Annotated in this window: 13 protein-coding genes; 10 read left to right on the top strand and 3 right to left on the bottom strand. The window is 43.9% G+C overall.

The window, feature by feature from the left end; genetic code table 11:
• The first annotated feature begins 185 nt into the window (after positions 1-185).
• The 3 genes from AC27IJ_RS04965 (at position 186) to AC27IJ_RS04955 (ending at position 4037) form a co-directional block, all read left to right on the top strand.
• Positions 186-1310 (top strand): CdaR family transcriptional regulator, encoded by a 1125-nt coding sequence (locus tag AC27IJ_RS04965; RefSeq protein ID WP_312441746.1) that lies wholly within the window; start codon positions 186-188, stop codon positions 1308-1310.
• Positions 1311-1438: 128 nt separating this feature from the next.
• Positions 1439-2830, top strand: a complete 1392-nt coding sequence (locus AC27IJ_RS04960; protein ID WP_312441747.1) for a GntP family permease — start codon at positions 1439-1441, stop codon at positions 2828-2830.
• Positions 2831-2879: 49 nt separating this feature from the next.
• Complete coding sequence (locus tag AC27IJ_RS04955; RefSeq protein ID WP_312441748.1) at positions 2880-4037, top strand: glycerate kinase family protein; 1158 nt, start codon at positions 2880-2882, stop codon at positions 4035-4037.
• A 52-nt stretch (positions 4038-4089) separates the two neighbouring features.
• Here AC27IJ_RS04955 and AC27IJ_RS04950 read toward each other — a convergent pair whose 3' ends face one another.
• Positions 4090-6291 (bottom strand): methyl-accepting chemotaxis protein, encoded by a 2202-nt coding sequence (locus AC27IJ_RS04950; RefSeq protein ID WP_487147753.1) that lies wholly within the window; start codon positions 6289-6291, stop codon positions 4090-4092.
• A 370-nt stretch (positions 6292-6661) separates the two neighbouring features.
• Positions 6662-7657 (bottom strand): SPL family radical SAM protein, encoded by a 996-nt coding sequence (locus AC27IJ_RS04945; protein ID WP_312441750.1) that lies wholly within the window; start codon positions 7655-7657, stop codon positions 6662-6664.
• A 159-nt stretch (positions 7658-7816) separates the two neighbouring features.
• Here AC27IJ_RS04945 and AC27IJ_RS04940 point away from each other — a divergent pair, with 159 nt between their 5' ends.
• On the top strand, positions 7817-8518 hold the full coding sequence (locus AC27IJ_RS04940; RefSeq protein ID WP_487147750.1) for an ATP-binding protein: 702 nt from the start codon (positions 7817-7819) through the stop codon (positions 8516-8518).
• 63 nt (positions 8519-8581) lie between these two features.
• Here the strand turns inward: AC27IJ_RS04940 and AC27IJ_RS04935 are convergent, their stop codons facing one another.
• The gene (locus tag AC27IJ_RS04935; protein ID WP_312502048.1) at positions 8582-9259 is read right to left on the bottom strand and encodes a Crp/Fnr family transcriptional regulator; all 678 of its coding nucleotides are present in this window, start codon (positions 9257-9259) and stop codon (positions 8582-8584) included.
• 112 nt (positions 9260-9371) lie between these two features.
• Between AC27IJ_RS04935 and AC27IJ_RS04930 the strand changes: the two genes are divergently transcribed.
• From AC27IJ_RS04930 to AC27IJ_RS04905, 6 genes are all read left to right on the top strand, one after another.
• Positions 9372-9707 (top strand): cupin domain-containing protein, encoded by a 336-nt coding sequence (locus AC27IJ_RS04930; RefSeq protein WP_312441753.1) that lies wholly within the window; start codon positions 9372-9374, stop codon positions 9705-9707.
• A 43-nt stretch (positions 9708-9750) separates the two neighbouring features.
• Positions 9751-11343 (top strand): hydroxylamine reductase, encoded by a 1593-nt coding sequence (gene hcp / locus AC27IJ_RS04925; RefSeq protein WP_312502051.1) that lies wholly within the window; start codon positions 9751-9753, stop codon positions 11341-11343.
• A 43-nt stretch (positions 11344-11386) separates the two neighbouring features.
• Positions 11387-11569 carry a DUF1858 domain-containing protein gene (locus tag AC27IJ_RS04920; RefSeq protein WP_312441755.1) on the top strand — a complete coding sequence of 61 codons (183 nt, stop codon included), beginning with the start codon at positions 11387-11389 and terminating at the stop codon, positions 11567-11569.
• Positions 11570-11585: 16 nt separating this feature from the next.
• Positions 11586-12206 (top strand): hypothetical protein, encoded by a 621-nt coding sequence (locus AC27IJ_RS04915; RefSeq protein WP_487147746.1) that lies wholly within the window; start codon positions 11586-11588, stop codon positions 12204-12206.
• On the top strand, positions 12194-12742 hold the full coding sequence (locus AC27IJ_RS04910) for a hemerythrin domain-containing protein (RefSeq protein WP_313155902.1): 549 nt from the start codon (positions 12194-12196) through the stop codon (positions 12740-12742). The genes AC27IJ_RS04915 and AC27IJ_RS04910 overlap by 13 nt, the downstream gene beginning before the upstream one ends.
• 465 nt (positions 12743-13207) lie before the next feature.
• Positions 13208-15907, top strand: a complete 2700-nt coding sequence (locus AC27IJ_RS04905; protein ID WP_487147744.1) for a cation-translocating P-type ATPase — start codon at positions 13208-13210, stop codon at positions 15905-15907.
• The last annotated feature ends 38 nt before the right edge of the window (positions 15908-15945 follow it).

Here is a 15945-nt window from a genome sequence, read left to right as displayed (position 1 = left end):
TCTCCTTTTTTAATCGTAGTTTATGATATATGAAAATGTTTTTGATAAAAGATAATTTACCACAAATCTATAAAAAAGTAAATCCGGGAATCCTCTGCTATTGAAGGGAAAAGCAAAATATGGTAAGCTGTTTCTTAAAATGATGCTGGAAAATAAGACAAACGATTAGCTCCGGGAGGACGCAGATGATAGAAACGGAATTGGCAAAGAAATTCATTGAACAGGTCACACAATATACAGAATACAATATTAACATTATGAATGAGCAGGGAGTCATCATCGCCAGCCGGGATCCGAAACGGGTGGGATCGTTTCATGAGGTCGCCTATTATATTGTAACCGGAAACGAGGACATGGTGGTCACTTCTACGGAAGAGGATTATCCAGGAGTAAAGCCTGGGATCAACATGGTTATTAACATTGACGGCAGGCGGGAGGGTGTGGTAGGAATCACCGGAGATCCGGGTGAGATAAAGCCCGTCGCCCTGATCACCAAAATGGCCATTGAAGCTATGCTGAAATATGAGAAACAGCAGGAGGAACTGAGGCGCAGGAGGAACCGGAAGGAGCATTTTACAAATCTTTTGATCCATGTGGAATATCCGGATCCGGGAGAGCTTCGGAACGTTGCAAAACAGCTTAATTATTCGGAGAACATAATCCGTATCCCCATATTGTGTAAAATGGAGGACATTAAGCCGGAGCCATTTCTGGACATGATCAAGAAAAGTCCCAGGCACGGGTCGGAGGATATCAGTATTGTCCTGGATAGTAACTATATCCTCATATTCAAAACAATGCCGGAACAGACACGAAAATTATTTGCAGATTATAAATACATTATTGCGGAATATTTAAGCACTGCTTTAAAATGGCTGCGGGAGCAGGAGAAGAGCTGTAAATTTTACATTGGCTCGTTTCAGGGAAGCTTTACCCAGTATTATAATGCCTACCGGCACTGCAAATGGCTGGAGGAAAATGCGGTTTCCGGTTCCTCCGCCTTTTTTTATGACTATACTGGAAATTATGTGCGTTCCATAGTACCGATGAATGAATTGCAAAGGATGTTCAATATTTATGAAAGAGAGCTGGGGGAAGAGTTTAAAAAGACATTTATGGAAATTGCCGGTGCTCTCATAAAGACAAATTATAATCTGGTGACAGCATCAAAAGAGCTTTTCGTGCACAAAAACACGCTTTTGTACCGTTATAATAAGTTGAAGGATACCTTGAATATCAATCCCATGGAATCTTCGGCAGACCGGTTTTTTCTGGAAACCTTTTATAGTTTTTTAAGAAAAGAACACTAGTTTTGTATCAACGATACAAAAATCAGGGTCATATTGATACTCATGACAGTAGAAATCTCATGTTTAATGGTGTTATGATACCATAAAGCAGCAGAAACTGTTGTCAATGTTTAAAAGGGGGTCATTTTATGACAGGTTTACCACTGATTTTTATTTTTGTATTGGCAATTATCTTAATGATCGTTGCAATCTCCAAGTTTAACATTCATCCGTTTATTGCCATCATGAGCATCTCACTGCTCCTGGGACTTATTGCAGGGATTCCGCTGGTCGATAAGACATTGGAAGATGGGACCAAGGTAAGCGGCCTTGCAAGCGTAATCGGGGCCGGATTTTCCGGCACATTCTCCAGCATCGGTATTGTTATCATCCTTGGAGCCCTGATCGGGACCATATTGGAGAAGACAGGCGCAGCCCTTAAGCTGGCTGATATGGTGATCCGGCTTGTTGGGAAAAACAATCCGGTCCTTGCTATTGAGATGATGGGCTGGGTAGTATCTATCCCGGTATTCTGCGATTCCGGTTTCGTAATTTTAAACCCTATCCGGAAAGCCCTGGTAAACAGGACTGCCGCATCATCCGTAGCCATGACGGTGGGCCTTTCTTCAGGTCTCTACATTTCCCACGTTTTCATTCCTCCCACACCAGGACCCATTGCGGCAGCTTCTACTCTTGGCATTGGGGAAAATCTGCTTCTTGTTATGGGAATGGGCGCATTGTGCTCTATCTTTCCACTGATTGCCGGGTTCTTTTACGCAAAATACATCGGAGGAAAGGTACGTTCTGACGATGAAGCGGATATGGGAGAGACAGCAAAAACCTATGAGGAGCTGGTTGCCGAATACGGCAAACTTCCCGGCGGTTTCAATGCACTTGCTCCGATTATTCTTCCTATCCTTCTTATGGCTTTTTCCTCAATCGTAGCCATGGCCAATATGGAAGGCTTTGGGGCTGATGTTATTAAATTTTTAGGAACTCCCATCATCGCTCTGGCAGCAGGTACTTTATGCGGTATCCTTCAGCTGAAGGGAGCAGGTAAGATGGAAGAGTTTTATGAGATAACCAATGATACTTTAAAGACTGTGGGGCCGATTCTGTTTGTGACGGCTGCCGGCGGCGTGCTTGGTAAGGTAATTTCTTCCACCGATATGGTGAACTATATCAAAGATCATGCTTCGGTACTCAGCACCATGGGTATTTTCTTCCCATTCTTCCTGGCAGCTATTTTAAAGAGTGCTCAAGGTTCCTCTACCGTATCTTTGACAACCACCGCAGGAATTGTAGCTCCGCTGCTTCCAATGCTGGGTCTTGAAAGCCCTGTACGTGCAGCCCTTGCCTGCATGGCCATCGGGGCGGGAGCAATGACCGTTTCCCACGCAAACGATTCCTATTTCTGGGTGGTGACGAATTTTGGGGCCATGACTCCGGAAAAGGGGTATAAGACACAGACTATGGCAACGCTGATTTTAGGAATCGCAGGAATCCTGGAAATCTTTATTCTGTCATTAATCCTGCATTAATAAGAACAAACGAAAATTAAAATTCACTGGTCAAAGGAGGACTTTGTATATGAAATTACTGTTTGCATCTGACTCGTTTAAGGGGACTCTTTCCAGTGAACAGACCATAGAACTGCTTAAAAAGGCTGCGGCGGAAGTGTTAGATCAATGGGAATGTACCGGAATCCCCGTAGCTGATGGAGGAGAGGGAACCACGGATGCTGTGATCGCAGCCATTCAGGGAGAAAGGATCCCGGTAACTGTCTGCGGACCGCTTCTTGCTCCTGTTAACGCTTATTACGGAAAACTGGATGAGAAACGTGCTATCCTTGAGATGGCAGCGGCTTCCGGGCTTCCCTTGATCCCAATAGACTTAAGGGATCCAAGAAACACGACCACCTATGGAACCGGGGAGCTGATAAGAGATGCTTTGGACCGGGGATTTACCGAGATTTCCATTGCAATCGGCGGTTCGGCAACCAATGACGGCGGAATGGGATGTATGAGGGCGTTGGGTGTAAAATTCCTGGATTCAGAAGGAAGAGAGCTGGAAGGAACGGGAAAGGATCTGGAAAAGGTCGCACATATTGATATTTCCGGCCTCCATCCCAGGGTCTCTGAAGTGAAACTGACCGCCATGTGTGATGTCAATAATCCATTATGCGGAAAAGACGGAGCCACTTATACGTTTGGAGAGCAGAAGGGCGGTACCCCCCAGGTCCTTGATGAACTGGAAAAAGGGATGCGAAACTACCGGGATGTGATTTTAAGGGAATTGGGGATAGATCCCGATAAAATGCCTGGTTCCGGAGCCGCAGGTGGCCTGGGTGCGGCGCTTTTAGTATTCCTTCAAGCGGAGTTAAAATCAGGAATAGAAACAGTTCTGGATTTGATTGATTTTGATTCCCGCTTAGAAGATGTGTCCCTGGTTGTGACAGGAGAGGGGCGGACGGATTGGCAGTCCTGTTTTGGAAAGGTGATTCAGGGGATTGGAATGAGGTGCAAAAGAAAGGGAATCCCGGCTGTTGCTCTGGTGGGAGCTATGGGAGAAGGTGCAGATAAGATTTATGACTTTGGAATCTGCTCCATCATGACAACGGTCAATGGGGTCATGGAACTGGATAAGGCGCTTGAAAATGCCGGGGACTTATATTATCAGGGAGCCCTCCGGATGTTCCGCTTTATAAAAACTGGTATGGCAATACAGGAAAAGGCTGCGGGTATTTGATACCCGCAGCCTTTTTATGGACATTTTTTAAGAGACAGAAATCCTGTCACTATTAATATTTATAATAAGCTTCTTCCGTGTCAGAAACCTCTGATGGTGCCGATGGCTGGACGGACGCAGAAGGCGCATTATCCATCAGCTGAAATTTTCCTACCAGGGATTTTAAATTAAGGGCCTGGGCGGTCAGTTCTTCGGAAGTGGCAGCACTTTCTTCCGATGTTGCGGAGGTGGTCTGTACAACGGCAGATATCTGGTCAATGCCGGTTGTGATCTGCACCAGAGCATCGGACTGTGAGGCTGATGCTTCCGCAATTTCTGCCACCCTTACGGAAGAAATATTTGATTTTTCTACCACAAGCCGCAGCGCTTTAGCAGTTTCATCTGCAATTTTCGTTCCGTTTCCGATGGCTGAAATAGAGTTTTCAATAAGTGCAGTGGTATTTTTAGCAGCTTCCGCAGACTTGCTGGCCAGATTGCGGACTTCATCGGCTACGACTGCAAAACCCTTTCCAGCAGAACCGGCCCTTGCGGCTTCTACGGCTGCATTTAACGCCAGGATATTGGTCTGGAACGCTATATCGTCTATGGTTTTGATAATCTTGTTTATTTCGCCGGAAGTACTTGCGATTTCATTCATTGCAGAGATCAAATCCCTCATCTTCTGATTGCTTTCCAGCATGCCCTCACACGCTTCCAGAGACAGGGAATTTGCCTCTAAGGCATTGGACGCGTTTTCCTTTACCCGTTCTGAAATTTCGCTAATGGCTGCTGACAACTCTTCAATGGAAGAGGCCTGTTCGGTGGCACCCTGGCTGAGAGCCTGGGAAGCGTCGGATACCTGGGACGCGCCGGTGGAAACCTGCTCGGAAGCCTGGTCGATCTCTGAAAGCGTATCGCTTAAAGTAAGGCGGATGTTATGCATTGCTTCTAAGATATGCCGGTATGCGCCGGTGTATTTTTCTTCGTTTTTGGTCATTACCTTAAAGTTGCCCCTGCTCATTTCGCCCAGAACATCATTGATATCCTGAATAATGAAATTTAAGTTTTCTGCCATTTCCATAAATGTCTTGGACAGTACCCCGATTTCATCCTTAGACTTAACCTCCATCTGGATATCTAAGTCACCTGACGCAATGCCGGCGGCAGCGGCCACCACACCGTCAATTGGGCGGAGTGTCTTTGTTAAGAAAACCGGGATGACTATATTAATAAAGACCAGAGCAAGGACTGCAAGAAGGATCATTAATTCAATGATCTGTGTTACATCCTTTGTTAAATCCCTCTTTTCCAGACAACTGGATGCCCACCAGGTCTGTGATCCGCAGGTGATCGGATAATAATGTCTGGATTCCATGGTCCCATTGGATCCCTTGGTGTCAATATGGAATTCAGTTTTAGCCTGCTGTAAAGCTGTAATTTTTGCAAATTCGGAAGAAGAAATCATTTCCTGTAAGTTTTTCCCGATGTGATCGCTGGATTGGCTGTCAAAGACGGTCATGTTTTCTTCTGTGTAAATATTGACATACATGGTGGGATATTTTGAATCCGAAGTTTTAATCTTGGAAAAGTTCGATACATTGATATCGGCCAGAATTACTCCGATGACATCATCTCCCTTCATGATGGGGAACGCAATGGTACTCATCATAATTCCTTCGTAAACATAAGGATCGGTAATATAAGAAGCCTTTGTTTCCTTGGCAACACTGTAATAATCCTTTGTAGAATAGTCGCTGTATGCCCCAAGGGACTGAGCTGTTTTGTTTTGAGCCTCATTTTTATCCACATAGAGAGAATAATCTTTGACCGCAGGATCAAATTTATCAGGTTCAAAAAACGCACCGATTCCATAGATATCAGGATTGTTGCCCACGGTTGACCAGGCAGAATTTAAGATATAATTCTCGATCGCATAATTAACTTCCTTTAGCTGAACATTGTATAACTGGCTCTTGCGGTCAGTGTTTTTCCAATCACCCATCGCGTCCTTGTCGTTGTATGCTCGGTTTAAGTAATCCTGCAAATTCTTGGCAGTGCCGGTGGCATCATTGATTACGGCTTGTACCATAAGGCCGTTCTGTGCGGATATTCCCGAAAATTCTCCGTTGATTGCCTTTGAAACTGCTTTGCTTGCCTGTAACGCAGAGACCGTAATCAGCAATGTCATGCTTGCCGCCAGAATGATTCCTGTAGTAATGGAGGTTTTTGCAGCAAGTTTTAAATTGCCGAACTTCAGCTTTTTCATTATCTTCATAATTGTAATATACTCCCTTTGATTTATTGTTCAGTAAAAATAAGCCCCCAGATGGAGAAAATGGAAAATTTTACCATCAAAGACTGAAAAAAATATACTGCATATTATGCAGTAAAATTTTTAGGTCTTATGCAGATAAAATAGAAGAACCTCCTTTCCAGTTTAAAAATATTTGCATTTATTGTTATACCATCTATATAACAATTATATATTCGACATGAAACGACAAAAAATAATAGTTTATCATTATTTTTCAAAGAATTGCTGTAATTACTGCGCCAATTTCCAAGGCTCATAGGAAGATCTTTGGCCGCCCATTATTTATGGAAGCGGCCATTTTAAGAGAGCAGGGATCGCTCCCGGTGTTTTCTTAAACCACATATAAGATCGTCATTCCTCTTAGCTTTTCTTCAATCTGCTGTCTTAAAAACTGTTCCCCGTCGCTTCTTAAATCATCCCGGTAGCAGTATTTTCCCTTTCCCCGTCCGGTCATGAGTTCTTTGTCATAGAGACGTTCTGCTTTAGGAAATGCATCGGTGTTGATCGCGTTCTGAACGTAGCTGTAGGTCATGAAAATGATCTCAATAGGCGCCTGTTCCCTTACTTTTTGGGAAAGCCGGTCTGAGAGAGTATCAATCAGTTGGGAATACAGATCTTTCCAGTCTTCAGTCATAATGATGGGAGCGATCAAAAGTCCTACCCGGTATCCGGCGTCACACATGCTGTTTAAGGCGGTAATCCTGGCGTCTAAGCCGGAGGTACCTGGTTCAAACCGGGAGATGATGGGCTGGGGGTTGACACTCATCCGCATGATGACACGGCCGCCGTGGCTGATGCCCAGAAGGGGTTCTACCTTATTGAATTTCGTGGGAAAGGTAAGAAATCCATATTTGCTCTTGCTGAATTCTTCAATCGTCCATGCCAGATTTCCGGTTATGGTATTTTCAAGAACAAGGTCACTGTTGCTTCCGATTTCATAGGTATAATTTTTTTCGGAGCGGGCTCCATGGTCCATGATTTTTTTCAGCATCTGCTCCCGGTTTACAAATAAACGCAAATAAGCGCATTTGTTGTAGTTGCATACCAGATAGCAATAGTGGCACATGGCGGTGCAGCCGGACGAGGTATAAGGTACAAGAAAATCCGATACCTTGTGATTGGGAACATAGTTGTGGGTTTTGCGGACCCCTATGATGAGATGGCGCTTCATGGCCGGAAAGTCTTTGTTTGGGCGGGTGCGTAGCTCGTCTATTTTATTGTGGCTTTTAATGGGAATCCATGGAATCGTGCTGTATTTTTCCTTTAGACACTGGCCCAGCTCATATTCAAGGGATTCTGGTTCGTAATAAATCTTATCTGGGAACATAGGATACCTCCAATAAGGAGTAGTATGCGTGAAAAATAAAGAGGTAAACACTTAGAACGGGAAAATTTTTTGTGAAATTTTTGTTGTAATTACAACGGACAGAATCTCAGGATCATAGTATGATAACTTCAGAAAGCAAATTAGAGGAGGATATTAGGAATGGTTCGTAGAATTATTCAGATTGATAAAGAAAAATGCAATGGATGCGGCCTTTGTGCAGCAGCATGTCACGAGGGAGCCATTGGTATGGTAAATGGAAAAGCAGAGCTTATGCGGGATGACTATTGCGATGGACTAGGGGACTGCCTTCCCGCATGTCCTACCGGAGCCATTATATTCGTAGAAAGAGAAGCAGCCGCATATGATGAAGAGGCGGTGGAATTGAATAAGAAAAAGGCTGGGGCAAAAGGAAGCGCTTCCTTTTGCGGATGTCCAGGAAGCCGTGCCATGCAGATTGATCGCTCGGCTGAAGCAAAGAAAACGGCTGAGGCTCCCATCCAGTCCCAGTTAAGACAGTGGCCGGTTCAGATCAAGCTGGTTCCTGTGAGAGCTCCTTATTTTGAGGAGGCAGATTTATTGATCGCAGCGGATTGCAGCGCCTATGCTTATGGAGATTTCCATCAGAAATTCTTAAAGGATAAGATCGTTCTTGTGGGTTGTCCCAAGCTGGATCAGGTGGATTACAGCGAAAAGCTGACAGAGATCATAAAGAACAACGCCATTCAAAGCATTACGGTCGTCCGGATGGAGGTACCATGCTGCGGCGGTCTGGAACATGCGGCCTTAAGAGCCCTTGAAGACAGCGGAAAAGAAATTCCATGTCAGGTAGTTACCATCTCTGTTGATGGGAATATTATATAAAATTAAAAACGGAATCCGGCAGGTAATGATGCCGGATTCCGTTTTTTATATAGTATTTAAAAATTATCCTTCATGAAAATCCTCTTTTAACGTAAACCGGTTCTTTTTATAGGTTAAAATCCCTTCGTCCTGTAATTTGCTCATTTCATTGGACAGGGCGCTGCGGTCAATGGACAGGTAATCCGCCAGCTGCTGCCTGTTAAATGGAATATCAAAGGTGGAGGAATTGGCTTTTAAGGATTCGGCGGAAAGGTAGGAGAGCAATTTTTCCCTGATGGTCTTTTTGGACATATGCTGCATTTTTTTCGTGAGGGTTAAATTCCTTCTGGCAATGGAAGATAAAAAATTTTGTAACAGGCGTGTATGAAAGGTGCATGCGGAGGTGCACACATTCAGTATCCTGTTAAAATCCATAAACAGCACATCGCATTCAGAGTCGGAGATAACACTCATTTCAATCGGAATGGAGGGGATGCAGGCATAGGTTTCTGCAAAAATAGTGCCAGGCATAACATCGGAAATAATGGTCCGTTTGCCCCAGAAATCCTCCTGTATGATGAGAGCGGACCCGGAGAGAAGCATTCCGACGGAACGGATGTAATCTCCGCTTCTTATGATAAATTCCTCTTTTTTAAAATGCTTGATCCGTGCCGACAGACATTGCAGCATTGCTCTTATCTCCTCTGGCTGGACTCCGGAAAACAGGTTTGATTTTTTTAATATGGACAGGTATTCCTCCATTTGCCGTCTCCTTTAAAATTATTTTCATAATGTTGTAATTACAACAGAAATGATGGAATTATTATATTATAATCAGCTTATAAAAGCAAGAGAAAAACAAGGAGGCAGCCATATGTCAGAGAAATTCATTAAAAATATAAAGCATGAAGAAATCGTAATGTTATCTGATCTGGTTCAGGCAAATGAAGGCCAGATTGTCAGCAAGACCCTCGCGCAGAATGAAGCTCTTAGCATTACGTTATTTGCATTTGATAAAGGGGAAGAAATCAGTACCCACGAATCCAACGGGGATGCCATGGTGACTGTTTTGGAAGGAACCGGAAAGTTTACGGTAGATGGTAAGGAATATCTGTTAAATGCAGGTGAGACCCTTATCATGCCTGCCAAAAAGCCACATGCAGTTTATGCTAAAGAACGCTTTAAGATGGAATTGGTTGTGGTATTTTAACAAGTTGGAATAAAAAGACAGAATAGAAAGGTTGGATATAGATATGGATAGTAAGATGTTTTGCTTTCAGTGTGAGCAGACTGCAGGCTGCAGCGGCTGTACGGGCAGCGCAGGAGTGTGCGGCAAATCCGCCAGCACTGCAAATTTACAGGATGAACTGACAGGCGCGCTTATCGGCCTTGCAAAGGCATGCGGTAATAATTCCCCTTTGGAGACCACCACAAGAATCCTTGTGGAAGGGCTTTTTACCACCATCACAAATGTAAATTTCAATGATGAAGTTTTAGTAAAGATGATCGAAAGGGTGCGGGAAGAAAAAGAAAGAATCGTGCCGGATTGCAGCAAATGCACTTCTGTTTGCGGAAATACTTCTGATTATGATATGAAGAATGTCTGGGATGCACAGGAAGATATCCGTTCCTTAAAATCTTTGATTTTATTTGGACTTCGGGGCGTTGCGGCCTATGCCTATCATGCCATGGTTCTTGGATATGAAGATGAAGGGGTCAATCATTTCTTCTATAAGGCATTGTCAATCATTAGCTATGATCTGCCCATGGAGAAGCTTCTTCCGGTGGTCCTGGAAGTGGGAAAGATAAATTTAAAATGCATGGAATTGCTGGATAAAGCAAATACCACCGCATTTGGAACTCCTAAGCCAACCAAGGTGCCTCTTACCATTGAAAAAGGTCCGTTTATCGTAATTACCGGACATGATTTATATGATTTAAAACAGCTCCTGGAGCAGACAAAGGATAAGGGGATCAATATTTACACCCACGGAGAGATGCTTCCGGCCCATGGCTATCCGGAATTAAAGAAGTATCCTCATTTGAAGGGGAATTTCGGAACTGCATGGCAGAACCAGCAAAAAGAGTTTGATGACCTTCCAGCACCCATCCTCTTTAATACAAACTGCCTGATGCCAGTGAAGAAGAGCTATGCTGACCGTGTATTCACAACAGAAGTGGTTTCCTATCCGGAAATGGTCCACATAGGAGAGGACAAAGACTTTACTCCTGTCATTGAAAAGGCGCTTGAGCTTGGCGGATATGGGGAAGACCATAAAATGACGGGAATCAACGGCGGCAAGGAAGTTATGACAGGATTTTCCCATGGAACTGTATTGGGAGTTGCGGATCAGGTCATTGACGCAGTGAAGCAGGGAGCAATCAGCCACTTCTTCTTAGTGGGCGGTTGTGACGGCGCTAAGACAGGAAGAAATTATTATACCGAATTTGTAAAGCAGACCCCCAAGGATTCCATCATCCTGACCCTGGCCTGCGGAAAATACCGTTTCAATGACCTTGACCTTGGAACCATTGGAGGGCTTCCAAGAATCATGGATATGGGACAGTGTAATGATGCATTCAGTGCCATCAAGGTAGCGGTGGCTCTGTCAGAAGCCTTTGGATGCGGAGTCAATGAGCTCCCATTGTCCATGGTATTATCCTGGTATGAGCAGAAGGCCGTATGCATTCTTCTTACCTTGCTGCACCTTGGAATCAAGAACATTTATTTAGGACCATCCTTACCTGCATTCTTATCACCGAATGTATTAACGTTCCTTGTTGAAAACTATGGAATATCACCTATCAGCACACCGGAAGAGGATTTGAAGAAAATTCTTGGATAATATAAATAATGAATAATAAATGATAATTCAGGAGGAAAACCATATGATAACGAAAGAAATGTATATTGGTGAAATTTTAAGAAGCAATCCAAAGGCAGCGGAGATTTTAATGGGCTGCGGCATGCACTGTCTGGGATGTCCGTCATCCCAGATGGAATCCTTAGAGGATGCATGTATGGTTCACGGACTTGATGTAAACACAGTACTGGACAAGCTGAACCAGTAAAGGAAAGAGGTGTAAAATGAGTGCCTTTTTAGGACCAATCCATACTTGGTTATACAACAAAATAAAATTTCAGGATGCAATGACTGATGCAATTTTAGACCTTGCAGAAGAAAATGGTTACAGCAAAGAACTTAGACCCAGGACTGACAGCAGATACGGAGTGCTTGAAAAGGGAAATCTGGAAGATATGATTGATACGGGCAATATCCACGGCTGGCTGCAGGAAAAAGTGAGCCTGGTGGAAAATAGGATGGCTTATGTGGTCACCGAACTTTTAGAACCGGATCAGGAAAGGTTGTCTCATATCATTGATGCTGTCCTGGAATTTGGAAAAAGAAATTCTGCGGATAAAAATATCACAGTCCGTAAAGGCTATGATTACCTTGAAAGCACCTTGCTCAACGGCATGCCCTGTGATAGAGTGAACGAGCTGATCCAGGAATCAGAAGACAAACTGGTATGGAGACAGACCCAGGATATCCATGGCGCTTATTGGGCAATGATCCGCGGAGATGTAACACATTATTACGCCTTAAGAGAATCGCTGATAAAAGGAATGTTTGAGGATTCCGAACTGGAATTTCATCAGATTGAGGATCAGGTATATGAATTGAGGAGACGCTTATGTACGGAATAGATATATTAATGAAGGAGCATGAGAACATTCTGGTTTTCACCGGCTTTTTAAGAAGTATCAGCTCCGATATTCTGGAGGGGAAGCCGGTGGATGCCCCCCTGCTGCGGGAGTGCCTTGAATTTGCAAGAAATTACGCAGATAAGCATCATCACGGAAAGGAAGAAAAGATCCTGTTCCGGATCATGATGGAAAATATGGGGCCTGTGGCGGAAAAGCTTATCAGGAATGGTATGCTTGTGGAACATGATCTGGGAAGATTATACCTTTCTGAGCTGGAAAAAGCCATTGATGAATATGAGAAAAATCCGGGAACAGAGCCAAAGCTGGATATCATATCCAATGCGGTTGGATATGGTGCCTTATTAAAGCGCCATATTGAAAAAGAAGATGAGGCCGCCTATGCATTTGCAGTACGTGCACTGGCAGAAGATAAGTTAAAAGCTGTGGATGATGAGACGGAATCATTTGAAAGACAGGCAAAGGATCAGGGCGTACAGGATAAGTACGAATCCTGGATCCGCGAAAAAACAAGGTAACAAGGACAGGACGGCTTAAAGGGGAAATAAGCCGTCCTGTCTGTTACAGATAAGTTTGAGGCTGTACACTAATACTTAGTGCAACAGTCTCTTTTTTGCTATAAAACCGTAAAAATGGGAAGGCTATTTTTAAATTCCTTTGTATAAAGAAAGCATACAGATTTGATAATATTCAATATCATTTGATAAAATGGATTTACATTGTTATCTTTTTTTCTTATACTTTTTCAGGTGACCTCTTCTCTAATTGAGACCCTGGAAAAGTCCGTAGAGCTGGATATGACTAACGAAATTGTAATTGTGATAAATATTATCTGTGTGCAGGTTTGCAGGCTTTTATACGGTTATGAAAATTTAAGGGCGACATTGCGTTCCCGGTCAGGGAGCTCAAGGACTTATCGGTCACGGAAGAGAAGCTTAAGGAACCAGTGAATGAAACATCTTAATTGAAAGGAGGAGGATTAAGTGGAAAATTGTTATGTAACGAGCGTAGCAGAGACACTTGAGCACTTTAACACGAATGAAAATACTGGATTATCAGATCAAGAGGTGGCAAACCGACAAGGCAGGTATGGAAAAAACGAGTTTGCAGAGCAGGAAAAAACAAGTCTGATTAAGGAAATCCTGCATCATCTGAAAGATATTTCTACGATAATCCTGCTTCTGGCTGCTTTGCTATCTTTAGTCATGGCATTGAGGGAAGGCCATGGCTTTTTAGAGCCAGTTGTAATCGTGTCTATTGTTATCTTAAATCTGATACTGGCAATTACCCAGGAGCGAGGCGCTGAAAAAGCCTTGGAGGCATTGTCAAGCTTAAACTCCCCAAACTGTATTGTATTGCGGGAAGGCATACAAAAAGAAATGGATACAAGTGAATTGGTTCCGGGTGATATCATTCTTCTTCATCTGGGAAGCATTGTTCCAGCCGACGCACGTCTGCTTTCCGGCACCAATTTACAGGTGGATGAGTCGGCACTCACTGGAGAGAGCGAGCCGTCAGAAAAAAATGCAAATATCCTGCTGCAGGGAAGTGTTCCCCTGGGAGATCAGCTTAACATGGTATTCTCCAGCTGTCATGTAACCTCCGGGCATGGGGCAGCTATTGTTACTGCCACCGGAATGCAGACGGAGATGGGAAAGATTGCAGGATACTTAAACAATTCACAGAAATTAAAAACACCGTTACAGCAACGTCTGGAGCGGATTGCAAAGTCCATCAGCATGATCGCTGTTATAGCAGCCGTACTGCTCTTAGTTATCGGTCTTTTACAGGGAGAATCCTTTTGGACTATGGTTATGCTTGCGGCAACGCTGGCTGTAGCAGCGGTACCGGAAACCTTAAATTTAATTGTAACCTTATCCCTTTCCCAGGGAGTTAAAAATATGGTGAATAGAAATGCGCTGATCCGAAAGCTATCTGCAGTAGAAACCCTTGGAAATACATCGGTCATTTGCTCAGATAAGACCGGAACACTGACGCAGAACCGAATGACCATCGAAAAGCTTTGGATTCCTGGAAATGAACCGTTTGAAGCTGTCGATGAATTTGTGAAAGATCAGACAGAGCTGCTTACGCTGTTTGCTCTTGCAAGTAACACGTCTGTACAGGAAAAAGAGGATGGTACCTTAACCATCATGGGAAATCCGACGGAGAAAGCCATCATGCGTCTTCTGTATGAAAAGGGCTTATCCATAGAACGTATTTCTAAACAATACCGTATCGTAGGAGAAATCCCTTTTTCTTCCGAGCGTAAGATGATGACCATTGTTTTGGTGGCTTCCTCGGGAGAATATTTAATTCTTACCAAAGGTGCTCTTGATCGATTGCCTCTCAAGCCGTTTGATGAGGAAACGGAAAAAGAAGTTGGCCGCGTTCATAAGCTTTTTGCCGGAGAGGCACTTCGTGTCCTAGCCCTTGGAATCCGATATGTGAATGAGGCTCCTTCCATGGATAAGCCGGAGGAAATCGAACGGGATCTGGCTTTATGCGGGCTTATTGGTTTAATTGATCCTGCTCGTCCGGAAGCAGCCAAAGCCGTAGAAAGGGCGAAGATGGCAGGAATTCGTACCATCATGATTACCGGCGACCATGCGGCAACAGCAAGTGCGATCGCAAGAAATATTGGAATTCTTGGTGAAAATGAAAAGGTTCTCACCGGACAACAGCTAAAAGATATGTCTGATGAAGCGCTTTGCAGGGATATCCATCATTACTCTGTTTATGCCCGGGTATCCCCTGAGGATAAGATCCGCATTGTTGAGGCATGGCAGGAAAACGGGGAAGTTGTTTCCATGACCGGGGACGGTGTTAATGACACGCCGGCATTGAAGGCAGCAGACGTGGGGATCTCCATGGGTCAAAGCGGGACGGAGGTGGCAAAAAGTGCTTCTGACATGGTTTTAACGGATGATAACTTTGCCACGATTATTGATGCGATATCAGAAGGAAGGAATGTTTTCTCAAATATCAGAAAAACCATTTACTTTCTGCTGGTATGCAATATTTCAGAAATTGTCATTATGCTGGTTGCCCAGTTAAAGGGCTGGGGTATCCCTGTAACACCTATTATGCTGTTGCTGGTCAATGTGCTGGGTGACGGTATTCCGGGACTTTGTTTGTCCAGAGAAACTTCGGATCCTCGTCTTATGGACCGGGAGCCTATACGCAGAGACGAAGGATTTTTAGGCGGAGGTCTTTTTACGGTAATTATACAGCAAACCATAGCATGTTCGGTCGTGGTTCTGATTGGATATTACATCAGTACGTTCCGGGCACTTCCGGGAATGCCTGGACCCTCTCCTGCAATCGGGCAGACCGTTGCCTTTCTAGTTTTGGGATGGACCTCTATCCTTCATTTATTTACAGTCCGCAGCAGAAAGTCCATTTTCAAGAGGGCGATTATGGATAATCCGCCGGTATTATACAGTACCTTTGCTATGATCGGAGTATTCAGCCTTCTTGTGGCTTTCCCGCCCGCTGGAAAAATCTTTGGTTTAACTGCCATAGGAAGTTATCACTGGCTTCTTGCAGTAGTTCTTTCCCTAATACCGACGGTAGTAGCTGAGATTGGAAAATTCATTGATGACCAGACAAACATTCGCGAGATTCGTGAATATCGGAATCGTTTGATCCGTCACCGGATAAATAGGGATGATAGTTTTTAATATTTTTCTTATATAGTCAATAAAGATAAGAGGTAGTT

Source organism: Lacrimispora sp. YZC11 (assembly GCF_057543815.1).
Note: the sequence above shows the minus strand (reverse complement) of the source record. Positions and strands in the feature narration are given on the sequence as shown.

What these genes read in the sequence shown, in the direction of transcription:
- AC27IJ_RS04965 (WP_312441746.1), top strand. Translation starts at nt 186, where the DNA reads ATGATAGAAACGGAATTGGCAAAGAAATTCATTGAACAGGTCACACAA.
- AC27IJ_RS04960 (WP_312441747.1), top strand. Translation starts at nt 1,439, where the DNA reads ATGACAGGTTTACCACTGATTTTTATTTTTGTATTGGCAATTATCTTA.
- AC27IJ_RS04955 (WP_312441748.1), top strand. Translation starts at nt 2,880, where the DNA reads ATGAAATTACTGTTTGCATCTGACTCGTTTAAGGGGACTCTTTCCAGT.
- AC27IJ_RS04950 (WP_487147753.1), bottom strand. Translation starts at nt 6,291, where the DNA reads ATGAAGATAATGAAAAAGCTGAAGTTCGGCAATTTAAAACTTGCTGCA.
- AC27IJ_RS04945 (WP_312441750.1), bottom strand. Translation starts at nt 7,657, where the DNA reads ATGTTCCCAGATAAGATTTATTACGAACCAGAATCCCTTGAATATGAG.
- AC27IJ_RS04940 (WP_487147750.1), top strand. Translation starts at nt 7,817, where the DNA reads ATGGTTCGTAGAATTATTCAGATTGATAAAGAAAAATGCAATGGATGC.
- AC27IJ_RS04935 (WP_312502048.1), bottom strand. Translation starts at nt 9,259, where the DNA reads ATGGAGGAATACCTGTCCATATTAAAAAAATCAAACCTGTTTTCCGGA.
- AC27IJ_RS04930 (WP_312441753.1), top strand. Translation starts at nt 9,372, where the DNA reads ATGTCAGAGAAATTCATTAAAAATATAAAGCATGAAGAAATCGTAATG.
- hcp (WP_312502051.1), top strand. Translation starts at nt 9,751, where the DNA reads ATGGATAGTAAGATGTTTTGCTTTCAGTGTGAGCAGACTGCAGGCTGC.
- AC27IJ_RS04920 (WP_312441755.1), top strand. Translation starts at nt 11,387, where the DNA reads ATGATAACGAAAGAAATGTATATTGGTGAAATTTTAAGAAGCAATCCA.
- AC27IJ_RS04915 (WP_487147746.1), top strand. Translation starts at nt 11,586, where the DNA reads ATGAGTGCCTTTTTAGGACCAATCCATACTTGGTTATACAACAAAATA.
- AC27IJ_RS04910 (WP_313155902.1), top strand. Translation starts at nt 12,194, where the DNA reads ATGTACGGAATAGATATATTAATGAAGGAGCATGAGAACATTCTGGTT.